This is a genomic window from Arsukibacterium sp. MJ3 (assembly GCF_000987765.1).
In the GTDB taxonomy this organism is placed as follows: Bacteria; Pseudomonadota; Gammaproteobacteria; order Enterobacterales; family Alteromonadaceae; genus Alishewanella.
In genome coordinates this window covers 1-17,824 of sequence record NZ_LAHP01000024.1, presented here as the reverse complement: position 1 = coordinate 17,824, position 17,824 = coordinate 1, and the positions used below count along the sequence as shown (strand labels likewise).

Genomic DNA, 17,824 nt, shown 5'->3' with positions numbered 1-17,824 from the left:
CATGATTAAGAAAGCATTTGTTCTATATGGCTGCCAGTTTTATAAAGCGCTACTTCCGTTAGTTTTCATTCCTCTGATATTGTCTATACTCGGAACTGAGCGATATGGAATGGTAGCATTTTTTTTTCTATTAGTTGGTGTTATTGGTTTATTAGATGCAGGTATAAGCGGTACTTTTATAAAATTGGTTTCAACAAACAGTGCAAGCTATAATAACTATTGCAAAGTTCTTTCGTTGTTCTGGAAAATATTTATTTTTTTTACTGCCATATCAGTAGCTATTATATTTTTTTTTAGCATGACATATGACTACATTGCTAATCAGTGGTTAGAAACATCCTTAGAATCACTTGAAAGTTCTTATGCTATAAAATCAATAGGTGTAATACTCGCCTTGCTATATATAAAATCATATCTAGCAAGTTTTTTAACAGGAATGGAAAAACAAGAATGGTTAATGATTTGGAGTGTTGTTTATAGTACGCTATTTTATTTTGGAACTTATTTTGCGTTAGACAGTATTGAAAGTACACTTTTTATTTTTTTCTATGTGCTAAAAATTACAGCTCTGATTGATGCTGCGATTATTTTTTCAATGGTCATTTTTCTTAGTCTTCGCCACAAGAGAAAAATTATTAGTAACTATAAAAGAGCCGATGAATTAGACACAAACGATGATTTGACATTTAGAAATGTTTTTAAATTTGCGATGAATCTGTCTGGACTTTCTTTGATATGGATTATAGCAACACAAATTGATAAATTCGTACTCACTGCATACATACCGCTTCAAGAATATGCTAAGTATCAACTTGCTGTTGAACTGACGGCTGCTATAACACTTATAAGCGCACCAGTATCTCAAATGTTGATGCCAAGATTGAGTACGTATTACTCAGAAAAAAAATTCGAGTCTTTTTCAAAATTATACTGTTCTTCATTTCTTATTTTCATACTTGCATTAACACCAATAATTCCATTTTTATTCTTTTTTGGTAACGAGATTATTTACTTATGGCTAGGCGACTTCGAATTGGCTGGTCAGGTAAATGGATTTGCTAAATGGCTTGTAAGTGCTGCGTTTATTTCAGCGACAATGAATTTTATTTTTATTTTTCTTTATTGCACCGGAAGGCTGAAAATTCATTTTTATGCTTACTCATTATATTCTATGTTAACAATTCCAATTTCAATTTATGTCGCCAGTACATACGGTGCTACTGCAAGTGCAAAGTTTATATTTATCCATACGGTAATTTTCTTTCTTATCTGGGGTGGTATTCAGATTAAAACAAATTTCAATAATCTTTTATTTATTTTACTAAAAATTATTTTACTTATCACACTGGTATCAATCCTAATTTTTTATTTTATGTTTAAGTACGGTATTCATTCCGATAATAATTACATTGTTTTATTTTATCCAATCATTAATTTTACTTTTTTATCTTTTATTTCATATGTATTTAGATTTAAAATCATCTGCATTATTAATTCTATTCGTCTTAAAAATGTTTGATTAAAATTACGTGGAGAGGGGTAATTGAAAAAGTTTTATATTTACGCACCAAGTTACAACGAAAAAAGCGGTGGTTGTGTTGTTCTTCATAGGCTATGTCATCTGCTGAATTCATTTGAGGACTGTCAAGCTTTTTTAGTTCCTAATGTTCCTGAGAAATTATCAGTCAATAGCCTAAGGTCATTTTTCGATGACGTTTTATTACTCATTAAGCTATTAGTTATAAATATTTTCTCAGAAACTTTATTTAAAACTAACCCAAATTGGAATACTCCAGTTGTAAAAAAAATTAAAATAAAAATTAAAGATTTAGAAACTTCTGTCATTGTTTATCCTGAAATTACCAACGGAAATCCATTGTGTGCGAAAAATGTTGTTAGATGGCTTCTCCATCAACCAGGATATTTTACTAAGTGCATTAATTATGGTGTTAATGAACTATATTTTAAGTTCAACAGTGCAATAGAAGATTTTAACTTTAGTCTTTCACATACATCTATCAACGAGTTGAAAATTATTTACTATCCACTTGAGTACTACAACCTCGAGGGGGCAACTAATAATAAAGGTTCCTGTCATGCAATTAGAAAAGGAAAAGGGAAAGTTACTGTTCATCCAATTGACTCTGTTTTGATAGATGAAATAGACCACAAAACTGTTTCAGCCATATTTAAAAGTTCAAAGCGTTTCATTTCCTATGATGACTATACTGCTTATTCAATTTTTGCCGTTTTGTGTGGGTGTGAATCTATCGTTGTGCCATCCCCTGGTATATCTAAGTATGAGTGGTATAATAATCCAACTGATCGTTATGGTATTGCTTATGGCTTTTCAAATGAAGAGCTTAATATAGCGCGTGAAAGTAAGAATAAAGTATATGAACATGTGATTAAAGAACACAAAAAGTCACTTAACAACGCAAGAAATTTTGCAATAGAAGCCTATGATTTTTTCGATTTATAGAATTTTAATTATTAGATTTGAATTTTAACTTAAATGAATTATTTTTATTTCTTCCCTTTGGTTTTTTACTTTTTGTCTTTATTCAGATTGACCTTCCGTTCTTTTGCTACAAATTATAATTTCGGCTTAGCGTTGATGATTTTAATTTTTATCACAGGAACCCGCTGGTTTTCCGATGCGGATTTTGAAGGTTATTTTTATATTTATCAGGAGGTCCCTCTTTTAGAAAGTTTTAACATTGAAAGCACGAGACATATTTATGGCGAAATAGGTTATCTCTTTTTTGTAAGTTTATTTAAGACTTTAGGCTTACATTTTACAGTATTTGTTTTTTCTGCTTCAGTAACATCTATTTTATTAAAATACTATTTTTTATCTAGATTTAATTTAGGGTACTTTGCTTTTAGTATATACTTGCTTATATCATTTGTAAGCGTTGAGTTTATCGAGTTACGTTGGTCAGTTTCTATATCGTTTATTTTACTCGCTTATTATTACGGTCTTTTCCACAAAAGAATTTTATTAGTACTAATTTTTTTCATTTTTTCGTTAATGTTTCATTATTACTCAGTTCTCTTTATAGCTCTGTTTTTTTTGTTGCTTGTCGTGAGATCCTCCTATTTTTACTTTGTTGCCTTTTACATTTCTTTACTGGCTGCTTTTTACATTTATATTAATGGATTTAATTTTAATGCCAATGTAGATTCAGATTTGTATTTGATAGAACGTTTTTTTAGATATTTAAACGACCCAGATTCGAAAGTAGGACTTTTTTCTATTTTAAAAGTTTTATATTTTTTATCGTTTTACCATTTTATGAGCTGGCTTGGAAAATCTATCTTATTCTCTGCAACAGAGCGAATAGCTTTATTTGCTTTCCTTTTGATCTATTCTGTTGCTCTTTGTTTTTCCTTTGTACCTGTATTTTACTTCAGGGCTTCTGCTGTTGGTGATCTGTTTGGGTTGGTAATGATTTTCATAGCGAGCGGGCGAATAAAAAACGTGTCTAAAAGGATACTCCTTCTGTTTGTGTTTTCTATACCCTTTTTGCTTTGGTTTTTAATTGATATTTCAAATAGTTTCGATTCTGAACGTATATTTAACTACTCTTCATCTATTGAGTTAATAATCTAATATGGAACTAATACCATCAGTTGTAGGCATCCTGACTACATTTAATCCATCACAGGATCTCTTGGACAAAATTACTTTACTCTCAAAGCAGTGTTCACATGTTATAGTCGTAGATGATACTGGAATGAAAAACTCCAGTTTTTATAACGCGCATGAATTTTTTTTCACTGAATATTCAGATATTCATTACTTAGAAAATGAATGTAATAAAGGCATAGCCTTCTCTTTAAATAGAGGTGTGAAGCTGGCCTTTGATTTAAAAGCTGACTTCATTGTAACTTTTGATGACGACACTCATTTCTGCAATGACTATGTTTACAGATGTCTTTCTTTTTTTTCTAATAATAGAAGTGAGCCAGTCGGAGGAATTTGCCTATCTCGTGGAGAAGAGTTTTGTTTTTTAGATTCTGGTTTTAGAGTTAAGCGAACTTTGATTACGTCAGGTTTTTTTTGCCGGGCCTTGGTGTATGAGAGATTGAGTTTATTTCCTGATGAATATTTCATTGACCTCGTTGATTTCTATCTTTCTCTTGAAATTCGAAGCAACGGCTACAAATTGGTTGAGCTTTCAGATGTGGGGATGATTCATATGGTAGGTAACATGAAGATCTTACACCTTCCATTTACGGTAAATGTATTCAACCATTCTCCATTCAGGCTCTATTACCAAGTTAGAAACTCAATTCCTTTTTTTATCAGATTTTGGCGTATTGATTTTGTTTTGTGTGCTTACATCTTACTCGATATATTAAGAATTCCTTTAAAAGCTATTTTATTTGAAGATAGAAAAATTAGCAGAATTAAGTACTGCTTTAAAGGGCTATGGCATGGTATTAAAGGACGGATGGGAAGATTAAATGATTAATGTTGAAATATTTTTTGTGGCAACTAATTACAATAATGCAGATTATTCCAGAGGCATGTACGACTCGCTTCATAAAGTACATGGTTTGGACTTCTTGTTTATTATAGTAGATAACGCATCTTCAGAAGATGATGTTAATAAGCTAAAATTGTTAGCTGATATGCCAAATGTTGCCTTGATTAAAAACTCTGAGAATGTTGGCTATTTTGAAGGGTTAAACATTGGTATTCGTTATGTTCGCAAACATCACCCAAATGCTGAATATCTTGTGGTTGGTAATAATGACTTGGTTTTCCCCGCTGACTTTGCTGTGCAACTGGCGCAATGCAAGCCAGTGTTTGATAAGTATCCTGTGGTATCGCCAAATATTCGGATGCTTGACGGCACCCCACAGAACCCGCATGTGATTTCAGCCATAAGTAAAAAACGCGAGTTTATTTACGATTTGTATCACTCCAGTTATTGGGTTGCCGGCCTGATAGTGCAGTTAGCTAAAATTACTCACCGCTTTACTGATCGTAAAGACGAACATCAGCATGCTGTCGCTCAAGAAATATACCAGGGGTACGGCGCCTGTTACATTCTTACTCCGAAATTTTTCGAGCATTTTGACGAGCTGTGGGCTCCGACGTTTTTGATGTACGAAGAGTTTTTTCTGGCAAAGCAGCTCGAGGGCAAAGGGTTTAAAACGTACTATGAGCCCCGGATTTCAGTTACCCACCATTGTCATGCGTCTACTGGTCTGATACCAGGTAAGCTTAAGTGGCAATATTCGTGCATGGCACATAAAGAATATCGAAAGTATGTTAAAATTTGGCCATAAAGGATTTAAATAAATGCGTGATTTTCAAGTTTGTACCCGATGTGTTATGGACACAACTGATACCAAAATTGTGTTTGATAAACAGGGTGTATGTGATCATTGTTTAACATTCGACAAAGATATTAAGCCAAATTGGCATACCGATGAAAATGGTTTTGCCGAGATCTCTGCTATAGCAGACAAAATTAAAGCTGACGGTAAAGGTAAGGATTTCGACTGTATTATTGGTATGAGTGGCGGTATTGATAGCTCTTACCTAACCTATTTAGCAAAGGAAAAACTTGGCCTTCGACCGCTTGTTTTCCATGTTGACGCAGGCTGGAATTCGCAAACTGCAGTTAATAACATTGAAAAGATCGTCGATAAACTAGGTTTAGATCTCTATACCGAAGTTATCGATTGGGAAGAAATGAAAGACTTGCAGCTTGCTTTTATAAAATCAGGCGTGTCGCATATTGACAGCCCGCAAGATCATTCCTTCTTTGCTACCATGTACAAGTTTGCAGCGAAATATAAGGTTAATTACATATTAACCGGTGGCAATTATTCTACAGAATGTGTGCGTAACCCATTGGAGTGGATGTACTATCAGTCTGATGCTACTCAATTGGTTGATATACACAAAAAGTTTGGCACTATTCCATTAAAAAATTATCCGGTTACCAATATTTTATGGCACAAAGTTTTTCTGCCTTATATCCGTGGAATCAAGCTAATCCGTCCTCTGGATTTTATGCCTTACCATAAAGAGGATGCCACACAATTTCTGGTAGATAACTTTGGTTACCAGCGTTATGCGCAAAAGCATTTTGAATCACGTTTTACTAAGTTTTATGAGGGCTACTGGTTACCTAAAAAGTTTGGCTATGATACACGTAAGGTGCAGTATTCTAGTCTGATATTGACTGGCCAAATGACCCGCGAAGAGGCCTTAGAGAAACTTAAGCAACCTGCTCATGACGATCAAAGCATAGCAAATGAGTTTGAGTATATAGCGACTAAGCTAGGCATTACTGTAAGGGAATTGCAAGATTACATGGATGCGCCGAACAAGACTTACAAAGACTATAAAAACCAACAAAGTATTTATGACATTGGCGCTAAAGTAATGCGTGCATTTGGACTTGAAAAAGGTGGCAAACGTTGATTGGTATTGTTGATTATGGTCTAGGGAATATTAGTGCTTTTGCAAATATATTTAAGCAACTGAATATTCCTTTTAAGCCAATTAAAACCGCCGAGGATTTTACAGCAGTTGATAAGTTAATTTTGCCTGGTGTCGGCGCATTCGATTACGCGATGCAATTGTTGAATGATTCTGGGATGCGCGACAAACTCGACGACATGGTTTTAAACCAAAAAATTCCGGTGTTAGGCGTGTGTGTTGGTATGCAAATAATGGCTGATTCAAGCGAAGAAGGTGTAATGCCAGGATTGGGTTGGGTCTCGGGTTCAGTTCGTAAAATTGATATTGCTAAGTTAAATCTTAAGCCCACAATACCGCACATGGGTTGGAACCAAGTTTATCCAAAAAAAGATTTAGATGTTTTTAGTGGTATCGATTACGAGCAAGGTTTTTATTTTCTTCATTCGTATTATTTTAGTGCTAATAACAAAGACGACATTCTGGCTGTTGCTGATTATGCAGGAGTGTTCTGTTGTGCTGTGCACAAAGATAATATTTATGGATTTCAGTTTCACCCCGAGAAAAGTCTTTTAAATGGCGTCACTCTTCTTAAAAATTTTGCGAATATATAACTATGTTACGATCTAGAATTATTCCATGCTTGCTAGTTAAGAATAAAGGTTTGGTTAAAACAGTAAACTTTAAAGATCCTAAGTATGTAGGTGATCCCATCAACGCAGTAAAGATTTTTAATGAAAAACTGGTTGATGAACTGGTTGTTTTAGATATTGATGCTTCTCGGGATAATCGCGAGCCCGATTATAAAATGATAGAAAATCTCGCTACAGAGTGCAGGATGCCTTTTTGCTATGGTGGTGGTATCAAAACCCTTGAGCAGGCAGTTAAGATCAGTAATTTAGGTGTAGAAAAAGTGGCATTGAGTTCAGCCGCTTTTGAGAATCCCGAATTAATTACGCAAATGTCTAATGCTATCGGCAAGCAAAGTGTTGTAGTGGTTTTAGATGTTAAGAAATCGCTTTTTGGTAGCTATGACTGTTATGTTCTCAATGGCAGTAAAAAGGTCAAAGGCGATGTCGTTGAACTTGCTAAAAAATTTCAGGCGCTTGGTGCGGGTGAAATTGTTATTAATTCAATTGATAACGACGGCAAGATGGCAGGTTATGATCAAAAGTTAATTAGGCTGGTTAGAGATGCAGTCGATATCCCTCTTACTGTGCTAGGTGGTGCTGGCTCGCTAAACGATATAAAAGCTGTAATTGACGAGCACAAAATTATTGGTGTTGCCGCAGGTAGCTTGTTTGTTTTTAAAGGCACGTACAGAGCAGTGTTAATTAATTACCCCTCTGTTGCAGACAAAAAATTGCTTAACGAGCGCTCAGACTAACTTTATTTTAGAATTCTCCATAGGCTTAATAATGAAGCAAATCCTACAAGATCTCGCAAAAGGTGCAACGACAGTAGTACAAGCGCCTTCTCCCTTAGTATCAGGCGGGCATCTGCTGATCAATACTACTTGCAGCCTTATTTCTGCAGGTACAGAACGTATGCTGGTTGGTTTTGGCAAAGCGTCATTGATTGAAAAAGCAAGGCAGCAGCCCGAAAAAGTTAAAATGGTGCTGGAAAAAATTCAGACTGATGGGCTGTTAACAACCGTTGATGCAGTTCGGTCTAAATTAGGCCAGCCACTTCCTTTGGGTTACTGTAATGTAGGTGTTGTAGAAGCGGTTGGTAAAGGCGCCGAGCAGTTTAAGCCAGGTGATAGAGTCCTGTCTAATGGTCCTCATGCGGATGTTGCACGGGTCCCTAAAAACTTGTGCGCAAAGATACCTGACAATGTTAGTGATGAAGCTGCGGCTTTCACGGTTGTGGCAAGTATTGGTTTACAAGGTATTCGCTTAGCTGAGCCAACTTTAGGTGAAACCGTTGTCGTTACCGGGGTAGGCTTAATTGGTTTGCTAACAGTCCAGTTGCTGCGAGCTCAAGGCTGTAGGGTGCTGGCTATTGATTTCGATCAACGCAAACTTGAATTGGCTAAGCAATTTGGTGCTGAAATTTGTAACCCGGGACTTGGGGAAGACCCTGTTGCAGCGGGTATGGCATTTAGTCGTGGCAACGGTGTCGATGCGGTTATTATTACTGCGTCAACCAAGTCTAATGATCCGGTAACGCAGGCCGCCAGAATGAGCCGGAAACGCGGCCGAATTATTCTGGTTGGTGTGACCGGTCTTGAATTAAATCGTGCTGATTTTTACGAAAAAGAACTGAGTTTTCAGGTTTCTTGTTCTTATGGGCCGGGCAGGTACGAACCTGATTACGAACAAAAGGGTATGGATTATCCATTGCCTTTTGTCCGCTGGACTGAACAACGTAACTTTGAAGCTGTGCTAGATATGTTGTCTGCTGGGGCACTTAATGTTGAAGCTTTAATTACCCATAGGTTCATATTCGAAAATGCGGCAGATGCTTATTCGGTTTTAACCGACGATAAAACAGCATTAGGTATTTTATTAAAGTACTCAAGCGAATTTAAACAACGACACATCCGTTCTGTTAGCTTGTTAAAGACCTCATTTGATGGGGATAAGCCAACGTTAGGCTTTATAGGGGCAGGAAACTATGCCGCCCGGGTGCTGATCCCTGCATTTAAAGCTGCCGGTGCTCAGTTGCATACTATCAGCACCTCAGGTGGTATTAATAGTGTTATCAATGGCGAAAAAGCTGGTTTTGCTAATGCATCGACAGACACTAAAGCTTTACTAGAGAACAGTGAAATCAATACTGCTGTAATCGTTACACAACACAATACTCATGCTTACTTTACTGAGCAAGCGTTACAAAATGGTAAACATGTTTTTGTTGAGAAGCCTCTGGCCATTACTCTTGAAGAACTTGATAAAGTAGAAGCTGCTTATCGCCAGACTGAGGGCAAGCAATTACTTATGCTGGGCTTTAACAGGCGTTTTGCACCGCAGATACAGAAGATGAAAGCATTGCTAAGCGCCGTAAAGGAGCCAAAGTCTTTTGTTATGACCATGAATGCCGGTGCCATTCCTGCAGATCACTGGACGCAGGAAAATACTGTTGGTGGTGGCAGGATTATTGGTGAGGCGTGCCATTTCATAGATTTAATGCGTTATTTAGCTGGCTCTGAAATTGTTTCAGTTCAAGCTCGGAGGATGGGTAAAAACACGTATCAAGCCATTACGGAAGATAAAGTGGCTATTATTTTAGGTTTTGCCGATGGGTCATTCGGCACTATTCATTACTTTGCCAATGGTGCAGCAAGCTTTCCGAAGGAACGGGTAGAAGTGTTTACGGCTGGCCGGGTACTGCAGCTTGATAATTTTATTAAATTAAAAGGTTTCGGTTGGCCAGGGTTCTCAAAAATGAATTTGTGGCGCCAAGACAAAGGGCAGTTAGCATGCTGTCAGGCTTTTTTAACAGCTATTAGTGAAGGAAAGCCTTGCCCTATTACTGCTGACGAGGTGTTTGAGGTTGCAAGGGTGTCGATTGAAATTGCAGAACAACTAAGAATTCAGCAGGATTAGCAATGTTACTGTTAACGAGATTTCAGCGGCTTTACCACACGGTAAAGCCGCTGCGCTTTGAGCAGATCTTTTACAGAATGCTCTATAAGCTTAAACCGCTTCGGAACATTTCTTTGATTATTAACGCTCCTTCTCCTGCTTCTTGGGTATGGAATGGACCTGAGGTTTTACAGCCTTCATTTCTTGGTGGCAACGACGTTTGTTTTCTAAATCTTCCAGGAAAAATCAATTCAGCCCAGGATTGGAATAACACAAAATTTGAAAAGCTTTGGCTTTACAATCTTCACTATTTTGATGATTTAAATGCTCAAAATAGCAAAAAGCGAGTAACTACTCAGCTGCGTCTGGTACAGCGCTGGGTCTCAGAGAATCCTGCAGTATCAGGTAATGGCTGGGAACCTTATCCTCTGTCATTACGACTGGTAAACTGGGTTAAGTGGTATAACAGAGCGCAACTGAATAACCCTGACATTTTAAGTAGTATTGAACTACAGGCAAGTGCGCTGAGTAAGCAGCTTGAGTACCATATTCTGGGAAACCATTTGTTTGCTAATGCGAAAGCATTGGTATTTGTTGGTTGCTTCTTGCAAGGGGATTCAGCTGATAAATATCTTAATTTAGGATTAAGAATTCTTGAACGGGAAATTCCGGAGCAGTTTTTGCCGGATGGTGGCCATTTCGAACTTACACCGATGTACCATTGTATTTTACTTTGGGATTTACTTGATTTAATTAATCTCGCCAGCATTTCGAAACATAGAAAGTTGGCTAATGTCCTTCCTAAATGGCGGGTTGTAGCCGAAAAAGCGTTGCATTGGTTGAAAGTAATGCAGCATCCAGATGGTGAAGTCAGTTTTTTTAATGATAGTACAATGGGAATCGCTGCAACACCTGCACAACTATTTAGCTATGCTACCAGCTTAAGCCTTCACTTAGTTAACCTTCCTTTACCTGAGTTGGTTATGCTTCCAGTATCTGGCTATAGCCGCATTTCGATGCCTGAACATACTCTCCTGTTCGATCACGCAGCGGTTGGTCCAGATTATTTGCCTGGGCATGCTCATGCGGATACTCTTAGTATAGAGTGGTCGGTTGGCTTGGAGCGTGTACTCGTTAACTCAGGTACTTCCATATACGGTTTGAGCAAGGAAAGATTGCGACAACGTCAAACTGCTGCCCATAATACCGTCGAGGTTGATAACACTGACTCGTCAGAAGTATGGAGTGGTTTTAGGGTAGCGCGTAGGGCATATGCAAAACTTTTAGATGCCGATGCAAAGAATGGAAAAGTTGCGCTCACAGCATCTCATGATGGTTATAAAAGACTTAAAGGTAAAGTGACTCATTTACGTGAAGTTGATGCAAATAATAAAAGCATAAGTATCACTGATAAGTTACAGGGGGAATATAATAACGCTATTGTTCATTGGCATCTTCACCCGAAAGTTAAGGTTAAGAAACTCTCGGATTATGAGCTAAGCCTTACCCTTGATAGCGGTACGCTTTTAATCGTGCGATGTAATATTCCTTTACAAGTAATACCGTCAAGTTGGCACCCTGGGTTTGGCGAAACAATCAGTTCGAATAAAATTGTTGCTAATTTTCTTGCAGATGAAGTAATCACTACCTTTTGTATTACTTAGGATATTGATATTGAAAGTTTTAGTTCTGTCTTTTTACTATGAACCAGATTTGTGTGCTGGTTCTTTTCGTTGTACTGCGTTAATTGAGCAGCTGAAAAAACAGCATGATGTTGAACTCGAGGTCATAACAACTTTGCCAAATCGTTATGCTTCATTTTCCGCTGAAGCACCTATGCATGAAGTTAAAGACGGCGTCGAAATTCATCGCATTGCTTTACCATCTCATAAAAGTGGTATGTTGGATCAAATTAAGGCTTTTGCTACCTTTTACCGGCAAGCATTAAAAATTTCAAAAAATAAAGATTATGATCTTATATTTGCTACCTCGTCACGTTTATTTACGGCATTTCTTGGTGCTAGGATAGCATCTGCTAAAAAGCTCCCTTTGTATCTGGATATTAGAGATATATTTGTTGATACCATAAAAGACGTATTGCCAGCTAAAATTACCTGGCTGGCAAAACCAGTATTTTCTTGGGTTGAGGCTTATGCTTTTGGTAGGGCGAAACGGATTAATTTAGTGTCGAAAGGCTTTAAAGATTATTTTTCCAGTCGTTATCCAAACGCTGAATACCGTTGGTTTACCAATGGTATTGATAATGAATTTCTGGCTGTTGCTCCAGAAACTTCTAAAGTGTCTAATGTTTTTGGTCAAGTAACGGTGCTTTATGCCGGTAATATTGGTGAAGGACAGGGGTTGCACACAATAGTGCCTGCTTTAGCAAAAAAATTGGAAGGTAAGGCTAAATTTCGTATTATTGGCGATGGAGGACGTAAGCAGGTGCTGCTGCAAAAGGTGGATGGTTTAACCAATGTAGAACTTTTGCCGCCAGTAAGCCGAAATGAATTAATTCGTGAATATCAAAATGCTGATGTATTATTTTTACACTTAAATGATTATCCTGCATTTCAAAAAGTACTTCCTTCAAAAATATTTGAGTACGCTGCATTAGGTAAGCCAGTGTGGGCAGGTGTTTCCGGTTATGCGGCTCAGTTTCTCAAAGAAGAAGTAACTAACTCCTCGGTATTTTATCCTGGTGATGATGCAGAAGCTTGCCGCTCTTTTGAAAAACTGGAATTGGGAGTGATACCAAGGACAGAATTTATTAATAAATTTTCGCGTGTGAAAATTATGGCTGAAATGGCTAACGACATAATTAGCGTGGTCAGAAATGAAACTTGAAAAAACTATTCTTTTGACAGGTGCGACTGGTTTTGTAGGCCGGGCGGTAGCGTCTGAATTAAAAACTAGTGAACTTCGTTTGTTAAGTAGAAAAGACCCTCATATTGCTGAAGGTATATTTTGCAAAGCTGAGATCAGTTCGTCATCAGTGCATTTAATTTATCTGGATAAGGTTGATGTTGTTGTTCATTCCGCTGCCCGAGTTCATGTTATGGCAGATACTGCTGTTGATCCTTTGGAAGAATACCGCGCCGTAAATGTTGCCGGCACTTTAAATTTGGCCAGACAGGCAGCAGTTGCCGGAGTTAAGCGTTTTATCTTTGTTAGCTCAGTCAAAGTGAACGGCGAGGCAACAACTGACGGTGAAACGTTTCGATGTGATGACGAGCCAAAACCAGAAGACCCATATGGTATCTCTAAAGCAGAAGCTGAGTGCGGATTAAGAGAAATATCAATAGAAACCGGCATGGAAGTGGTAATTATTCGCCCTCCTTTAGTTTATGGACCGGGTGTGAAAGCTAATTTTGCTTCGATGCTAAAGTTTGCTAGTAAAAACCTGCCACTGCCACTAGGCGCTATTCATAATAAACGCAGCATGGTCGCACTTGATAATCTTGTCGATTTAATTGTTACCTGTATCGATCACCCTAAAGCGGCAAATCAAACGTTTTTGGTCAGTGATGACAGGGATGTGTCTACTACACAATTACTACAAATGATGACCCGCGCTGCTGGTAAAAAGCCTTGGCTTCTTCCGGTGCCAATGAGCTGGTTAAAGTTTGCAGGTAAACTTACGGGTAAACAAGCCGTTGTTGACAGGCTTTGTGGTAATTTGCAGGTAGATATTAGCCATACCAAAACTACGCTGGGGTGGTCGCCACCTATTACAGTGGAAGAGGGGATTGCTCGGTGCTTCGCACTGAAGAGATAAGTGATGATTTATTTATTGAATAGTGGTGGGTTTTAAGTTGTGAGCGTTGAGTTGTCAGTGCTGGTGGCTATAATCTTAATAGCTGGTTAAACTTGTCGCAGTAAGCTAAGGAGCTATGTTATGCGTTTGACTGAACAGCAACTAAAAATTATTAAGCAGGTGTTGTTAAAACATTTTGGCAGACATTCAGAGCTGCGGCTTTTTGGTTCAAGAGCTGATGATAGTACCCGTGGCGGTGATATTGATCTTTACATTGAGCCTGAATTACAAACTGCTGACGATATTGTTGACGCCAGGCTAAATGCCCTGGTTGAGCTTCATATGGCGCTTGGTGAGCAAAAAATTGATTTGGTGATTAACCGTAAGGCTGGCACCGTGTTGCCAATTTATAAAATTGCTAAAGATACCGGTATTCGTTTATGAATAAGTTGGTATTTCAGGGGATAGTTGATATTTGCCAGACGCATGCAGAGCGTTTGCGATGGTCTATGCAGCATTTGACTGATAAAAAACCGTTTACTAAGGCTAGTTTGTCTCAACTTACGGATATTGAACTTGCAGTGTTTGATCAGTTCATTGTCAGGTTTTCAAAATTGCAGGATGTAATGGGCGCAAAATTATTACCTGCAATAATAGAGCTAACGCATGAAGAAGGTGAACTTAATACCTTTATTGATAAACTGAACCGGCTTGAAAAGATAGGTGCCTTGGACTCTGTTGAACTGTGGCTTAAGCTGCGGGAAATGCGTAACCAATTTTCCCATGATTACCCTGATGATCCTGAAATTCAGTCTGCATTACTTAATAAAGCTTTTGGTATGGCGGAACAGTTATTGCAATGTATGGAACATGCCATTCGCTTTGCTGCTAAATATCAATAAGTATCAACTAGTGCGCTTTGCTGGCGGTTGCTTGTTACTGCTGCTTTAAGCAGCTCGTTACTGCTCGTAAAACGAGCTTGTCATTTTTTACTTGAGGCTCTATGTTAATTCGGTTATTAGATTTTGTTTTTGCATTAAGTGGTTTGGTATTTGGTTTTCCGGTGCTGGTAGTTTTAACACTTATAGGCTTATTCGATACTGGCTCACCCCTATTTCGGCAAGTGCGGGTAGGGCGCAATAAAAAGCCTTTTACGCTGGTAAAGTTTCGTACCATGAAAACCGATACCGCTTCGGTTGCCAGTCACCTTGCTAGTGCCAGCGCGATAACGCCTTTTGGTGGGTTTTTACGTAAAACCAAGTTAGATGAATTACCACAGTTATGGAACGTGTTAAAAGGTGAAATGAGTTTAGTTGGCCCAAGGCCTGGCTTATTTAACCAGCAAGAATTAACAGAAGCCAGAGACAAGCTTGGTATTTTCAATGCCCGCCCTGGCATAACAGGCTTAGCGCAGGTTAATGAAATAGATATGTCTACTCCAGAATTACTAGCCGAAACCGATGCCAAAATGCTAAGTAACCTAACCCTTATTGATTATTTTAAGTACATTTTAATGACAGTTACCGGCAAGGGACGGGGCGATAGGGTTAAGTGAGTTTAGTTTTGAGTATTTAGTCTACTTCTTTAAGGATTTTCATGAAAGTAACTGTGTTTGGTAGTGGCTATGTTGGGTTAGTGCAGGCGGCGGTGCTGGCAGAAGTAGGGCACCATGTTATTTGTGTTGATGTAAATGCCCAGCGGGTAGAAGAGCTAAACCTTGGCAATATACCTATTTATGAGCCTGGTTTAACGCCGATAGTACAAAATAATAGCCAGGCCGGACGTTTACAATTTACTACTGATGCTAAGTTGGGTGTTGAACACGGCGAAGTGCAATTTATTGCGGTTGGTACGCCGTCTGATAACGATGGTGCGGCAGATTTACAATATGTATTAGCCGTAGCCAAAACTATTGCCCAATATATGACTAGCGACACTGTTATTATTGATAAGTCTACTGTGCCAGTAGGCACCGCTGATAAAGTGCGGGCTATTATTGCCGATACGTTGGCCGAGCGGCAGGTGGGCCATAAGTTTGACGTGGTGTCTAATCCTGAGTTTTTAAAAGAAGGTGCTGCCGTTGCCGACTGTATGCGGCCAGATCGTATTATTATTGGCAGTTATGACAGCCGCCCGCATGACATTATTCGTGAATTGTACGAGCCATTTAACCGTATTCACGAAAAAATTATTTTTATGGATGTGCGCTCCGCTGAGTTAACCAAGTATGCGGCTAATTGCATGCTGGCCACTAAAATATCGTTTATGAATGAAATGGCTAATTTAGCCGAGCTGTTGGGCGCCGATATTGAAGCGGTTCGCCGTGGTATAGGGTCAGATCCACGAATTGGATATCATTTTATTTATCCGGGTTGTGGTTATGGTGGGTCGTGTTTCCCTAAAGATGTGCGGGCACTTATTCGCACTGCTGAAAATGAAGGCTACAAGCCTGAAATGCTATATGCCGTAGAAAACGTTAACCAACGGCAGAAGCAAAAGTTACCACAATTAGTGAAACAGCATTTTGGTGAAGATTTAAGTGGTAAAGTGTTTGCGATATGGGGCCTAAGCTTTAAACCGAAAACCGATGATATTCGTGAAGCCAGCAGCCGGGTATTAATTGAACAATTATGGGCCGCTGGTGCGACCGTGCAAGCGTATGATCCGGAAGCAATGGAAGAGATGCAGCGCGCTTATGGCGTGCGTAATGATTTAAGCTTAGTGGGCACCAAAGAAGCTGCTTTAAAAGCGGCTGATGCGTTAATTATTTGTACGGAATGGCAGCCCTTTAAAGCCCCCGATTTTGATTTAATAAAAGCCCAATTAAAGCAGCCTGTAATTTTTGATGGCAGAAATTTATTTGAACCAGAGCGGATGCAGCGCCGTGGTATAACCTATTATGGTATTGGCCGTGGTGAAAGTGTTAAATTAACGCATGCCTAATTGCTGGCTACTAATTGAAGGCTATTGGCTGAAAATAGAAGTTAATGGCGACATTGTTTATGGATGATAAATAACAAAACGTAAGGATATGGTATGGCAGTATTAAAAGCAGTAATTCCGGTTGCCGGCTTGGGAACGCGTATGTTGCCCGCTACCAAGGCTATTCCCAAAGAAATGCTACCGGTAGTCGACAAACCGCTTATTCAATATGTGGTGCAAGAGTGCATTGCCGCCGGCATTAAAGAAATTATACTGGTTACCCATTCCTCTAAAAACTCCATAGAAAACCATTTCGATAAAAGCTTTGAATTAGAATCAATGTTAGAAAAACGAGTAAAACGCCAGTTACTTGAAGAAGTGCAGGCGATATGCCCGAAAGATGTCACCATTATGCATGTGCGCCAGGGCGAAGCAAAAGGGCTAGGGCATGCGGTGCTATGTGCTTTACCATTAGTAGGCGATGCCCCCTTCGCCGTAGTGCTGCCAGATGTATTAATTGATGGCTACGACAGCGATTTATGCTTGGATAACCTGGCAAAAATGGCGCAGTTGTTCGAGCAGACTGGCATTAGCCAAGTAATGGTAGAGCCGGTACCGCACGCCCTAGTTAGTAACTATGGTGTGGCCGATGTTGGCGGTAAGCAAATGATCGCTGGCGAGTCGGTTAAAATGACTGCCATAGTAGAGAAACCCTCAGTTGCAGAGGCGCCATCGGACCTGGCCGTAGTTGGCCGTTATGTATTTAGCCCGCAAATTTGGCGGCATTTAAAGCGCACCCCGGTAGGGGCGGGCGATGAAGTACAGCTAACCGATGCCATTGCTTTGTTAATGGAAACAGAAGCCGTAAATGCTTACCACATTATTGGGCGCAGTCATGACTGCGGTAATAAACTAGGGTATATGCAGGCCTTTGTTGAATATGGCCTACGCGACAAGCACCTGGGGCCAGATTTTAAGGCGTGGTTAAGTAACTTAATCCGCTAGCTATATTCAATAAAAAGAAATAAAAAGAATAAAAAGGGTCAGAGTGAATAATTTATTCACTCTGACCCTGAGAGATCCCCACGAATTTAGGCATTTTAAAAACTCGCTTGCGGATCATCAATCAATGTTCGTAATTTATCAATCGCTGCTTGCCAGTGCTTT

General features: G+C 38.9%; 17 protein-coding genes. All 17 read left to right on the top strand.

Annotated features, from left to right (window positions below):
* Window position 1 precedes the first annotated feature (1 nt).
* The 17 genes from VT06_RS14745 (at window position 2) to galU (ending at window position 17,662) form a co-directional block, all read left to right on the top strand.
* On the top strand, window positions 2–1,519 hold the full coding sequence (locus VT06_RS14745; protein ID WP_046555093.1) for a lipopolysaccharide biosynthesis protein: 1,518 nt from the start codon (window positions 2–4) through the stop codon (window positions 1,517–1,519).
* A gap of 24 nt (window positions 1,520–1,543) precedes the next feature.
* Entirely contained in the window at window positions 1,544–2,482 is a 939-nt protein-coding gene (locus VT06_RS14740; RefSeq protein WP_046555092.1) for a hypothetical protein, read from the top strand.
* 33 nt (window positions 2,483–2,515) lie between these two features.
* A complete protein-coding gene (locus tag VT06_RS14735; protein WP_082122552.1) occupies window positions 2,516–3,616 on the top strand; it encodes an EpsG family protein in 1,101 nt (366 codons plus the stop codon).
* Window position 3,617: 1 nt separating this feature from the next.
* On the top strand, window positions 3,618–4,481 hold the full coding sequence (locus tag VT06_RS14730; protein ID WP_082122551.1) for a glycosyltransferase: 864 nt from the start codon (window positions 3,618–3,620) through the stop codon (window positions 4,479–4,481).
* Window positions 4,474–5,304 (top strand): glycosyltransferase, encoded by an 831-nt coding sequence (locus VT06_RS14725; protein ID WP_046555089.1) that lies wholly within the window; start codon window positions 4,474–4,476, stop codon window positions 5,302–5,304. Before VT06_RS14730 ends, VT06_RS14725 begins: the two co-directional genes overlap by 8 nt.
* A 13-nt stretch (window positions 5,305–5,317) precedes the next feature.
* Window positions 5,318–6,451: an N-acetyl sugar amidotransferase gene (locus tag VT06_RS14720; RefSeq protein ID WP_082122550.1), complete on the top strand. Its 1,134-nt coding sequence runs from the start codon at window positions 5,318–5,320 to the stop codon at window positions 6,449–6,451.
* Window positions 6,448–7,062: an imidazole glycerol phosphate synthase subunit HisH gene (gene hisH / locus VT06_RS14715; RefSeq protein WP_046555088.1), complete on the top strand. Its 615-nt coding sequence runs from the start codon at window positions 6,448–6,450 to the stop codon at window positions 7,060–7,062. Before VT06_RS14720 ends, hisH begins: the two co-directional genes overlap by 4 nt.
* 2 nt (window positions 7,063–7,064) lie before the next feature.
* Window positions 7,065–7,835: an AglZ/HisF2 family acetamidino modification protein gene (locus VT06_RS14710; protein ID WP_046555087.1), complete on the top strand. Its 771-nt coding sequence runs from the start codon at window positions 7,065–7,067 to the stop codon at window positions 7,833–7,835.
* Window positions 7,836–7,866: 31 nt separating this feature from the next.
* Window positions 7,867–9,999, top strand: coding sequence for a bi-domain-containing oxidoreductase (locus tag VT06_RS14705; protein WP_046555086.1), 2,133 nt, complete (start codon window positions 7,867–7,869; stop codon window positions 9,997–9,999).
* A 2-nt stretch (window positions 10,000–10,001) separates the two neighbouring features.
* A complete protein-coding gene (locus VT06_RS14700; protein ID WP_046555085.1) occupies window positions 10,002–11,642 on the top strand; it encodes a heparinase II/III family protein in 1,641 nt (546 codons plus the stop codon).
* 10 nt (window positions 11,643–11,652) lie between these two features.
* A complete protein-coding gene (locus tag VT06_RS14695) occupies window positions 11,653–12,825 on the top strand; it encodes a glycosyltransferase family 4 protein (RefSeq protein WP_046555084.1) in 1,173 nt (390 codons plus the stop codon).
* On the top strand, window positions 12,815–13,756 hold the full coding sequence (locus VT06_RS14690) for an SDR family oxidoreductase (protein WP_046555083.1): 942 nt from the start codon (window positions 12,815–12,817) through the stop codon (window positions 13,754–13,756). The genes VT06_RS14695 and VT06_RS14690 overlap by 11 nt, the downstream gene beginning before the upstream one ends.
* A gap of 120 nt (window positions 13,757–13,876) precedes the next feature.
* Window positions 13,877–14,179: a nucleotidyltransferase domain-containing protein gene (locus VT06_RS14685; protein ID WP_046555082.1), complete on the top strand. Its 303-nt coding sequence runs from the start codon at window positions 13,877–13,879 to the stop codon at window positions 14,177–14,179.
* On the top strand, window positions 14,176–14,637 hold the full coding sequence (locus VT06_RS14680; RefSeq protein ID WP_052750294.1) for a hypothetical protein: 462 nt from the start codon (window positions 14,176–14,178) through the stop codon (window positions 14,635–14,637). Before VT06_RS14685 ends, VT06_RS14680 begins: the two co-directional genes overlap by 4 nt.
* 101 nt (window positions 14,638–14,738) lie before the next feature.
* Window positions 14,739–15,290, top strand: a complete 552-nt coding sequence (locus VT06_RS14675; RefSeq protein ID WP_046555081.1) for a sugar transferase — start codon at window positions 14,739–14,741, stop codon at window positions 15,288–15,290.
* Window positions 15,291–15,331: 41 nt separating this feature from the next.
* Complete coding sequence (locus VT06_RS14670; protein ID WP_046555080.1) at window positions 15,332–16,678, top strand: UDP-glucose/GDP-mannose dehydrogenase family protein; 1,347 nt, start codon at window positions 15,332–15,334, stop codon at window positions 16,676–16,678.
* Between the two features lie 93 nt (window positions 16,679–16,771).
* Window positions 16,772–17,662: a UTP--glucose-1-phosphate uridylyltransferase GalU gene (galU, locus tag VT06_RS14665; RefSeq protein ID WP_046555079.1), complete on the top strand. Its 891-nt coding sequence runs from the start codon at window positions 16,772–16,774 to the stop codon at window positions 17,660–17,662.
* Window positions 17,663–17,824 lie beyond the last annotated feature (162 nt).

Bases quoted from the DNA above. Each gene is read 5' to 3' on its own strand.
- VT06_RS14745 (WP_046555093.1), top strand. From the start codon at position 2: ATGATTAAGAAAGCATTTGTTCTATATGGCTGCCAGTTTTATAAAGCG.
- VT06_RS14735 (WP_082122552.1), top strand. From the start codon at position 2,516: ATGAATTATTTTTATTTCTTCCCTTTGGTTTTTTACTTTTTGTCTTTA.
- VT06_RS14730 (WP_082122551.1), top strand. From the start codon at position 3,618: ATGGAACTAATACCATCAGTTGTAGGCATCCTGACTACATTTAATCCA.
- VT06_RS14725 (WP_046555089.1), top strand. From the start codon at position 4,474: ATGATTAATGTTGAAATATTTTTTGTGGCAACTAATTACAATAATGCA.
- VT06_RS14720 (WP_082122550.1), top strand. From the start codon at position 5,318: ATGCGTGATTTTCAAGTTTGTACCCGATGTGTTATGGACACAACTGAT.
- VT06_RS14710 (WP_046555087.1), top strand. From the start codon at position 7,065: ATGTTACGATCTAGAATTATTCCATGCTTGCTAGTTAAGAATAAAGGT.
- VT06_RS14705 (WP_046555086.1), top strand. From the start codon at position 7,867: ATGAAGCAAATCCTACAAGATCTCGCAAAAGGTGCAACGACAGTAGTA.
- VT06_RS14700 (WP_046555085.1), top strand. From the start codon at position 10,002: ATGTTACTGTTAACGAGATTTCAGCGGCTTTACCACACGGTAAAGCCG.
- VT06_RS14690 (WP_046555083.1), top strand. From the start codon at position 12,815: ATGAAACTTGAAAAAACTATTCTTTTGACAGGTGCGACTGGTTTTGTA.
- VT06_RS14685 (WP_046555082.1), top strand. From the start codon at position 13,877: ATGCGTTTGACTGAACAGCAACTAAAAATTATTAAGCAGGTGTTGTTA.
- VT06_RS14680 (WP_052750294.1), top strand. From the start codon at position 14,176: ATGAATAAGTTGGTATTTCAGGGGATAGTTGATATTTGCCAGACGCAT.
- VT06_RS14675 (WP_046555081.1), top strand. From the start codon at position 14,739: ATGTTAATTCGGTTATTAGATTTTGTTTTTGCATTAAGTGGTTTGGTA.
- VT06_RS14670 (WP_046555080.1), top strand. From the start codon at position 15,332: ATGAAAGTAACTGTGTTTGGTAGTGGCTATGTTGGGTTAGTGCAGGCG.
- galU (WP_046555079.1), top strand. From the start codon at position 16,772: ATGGCAGTATTAAAAGCAGTAATTCCGGTTGCCGGCTTGGGAACGCGT.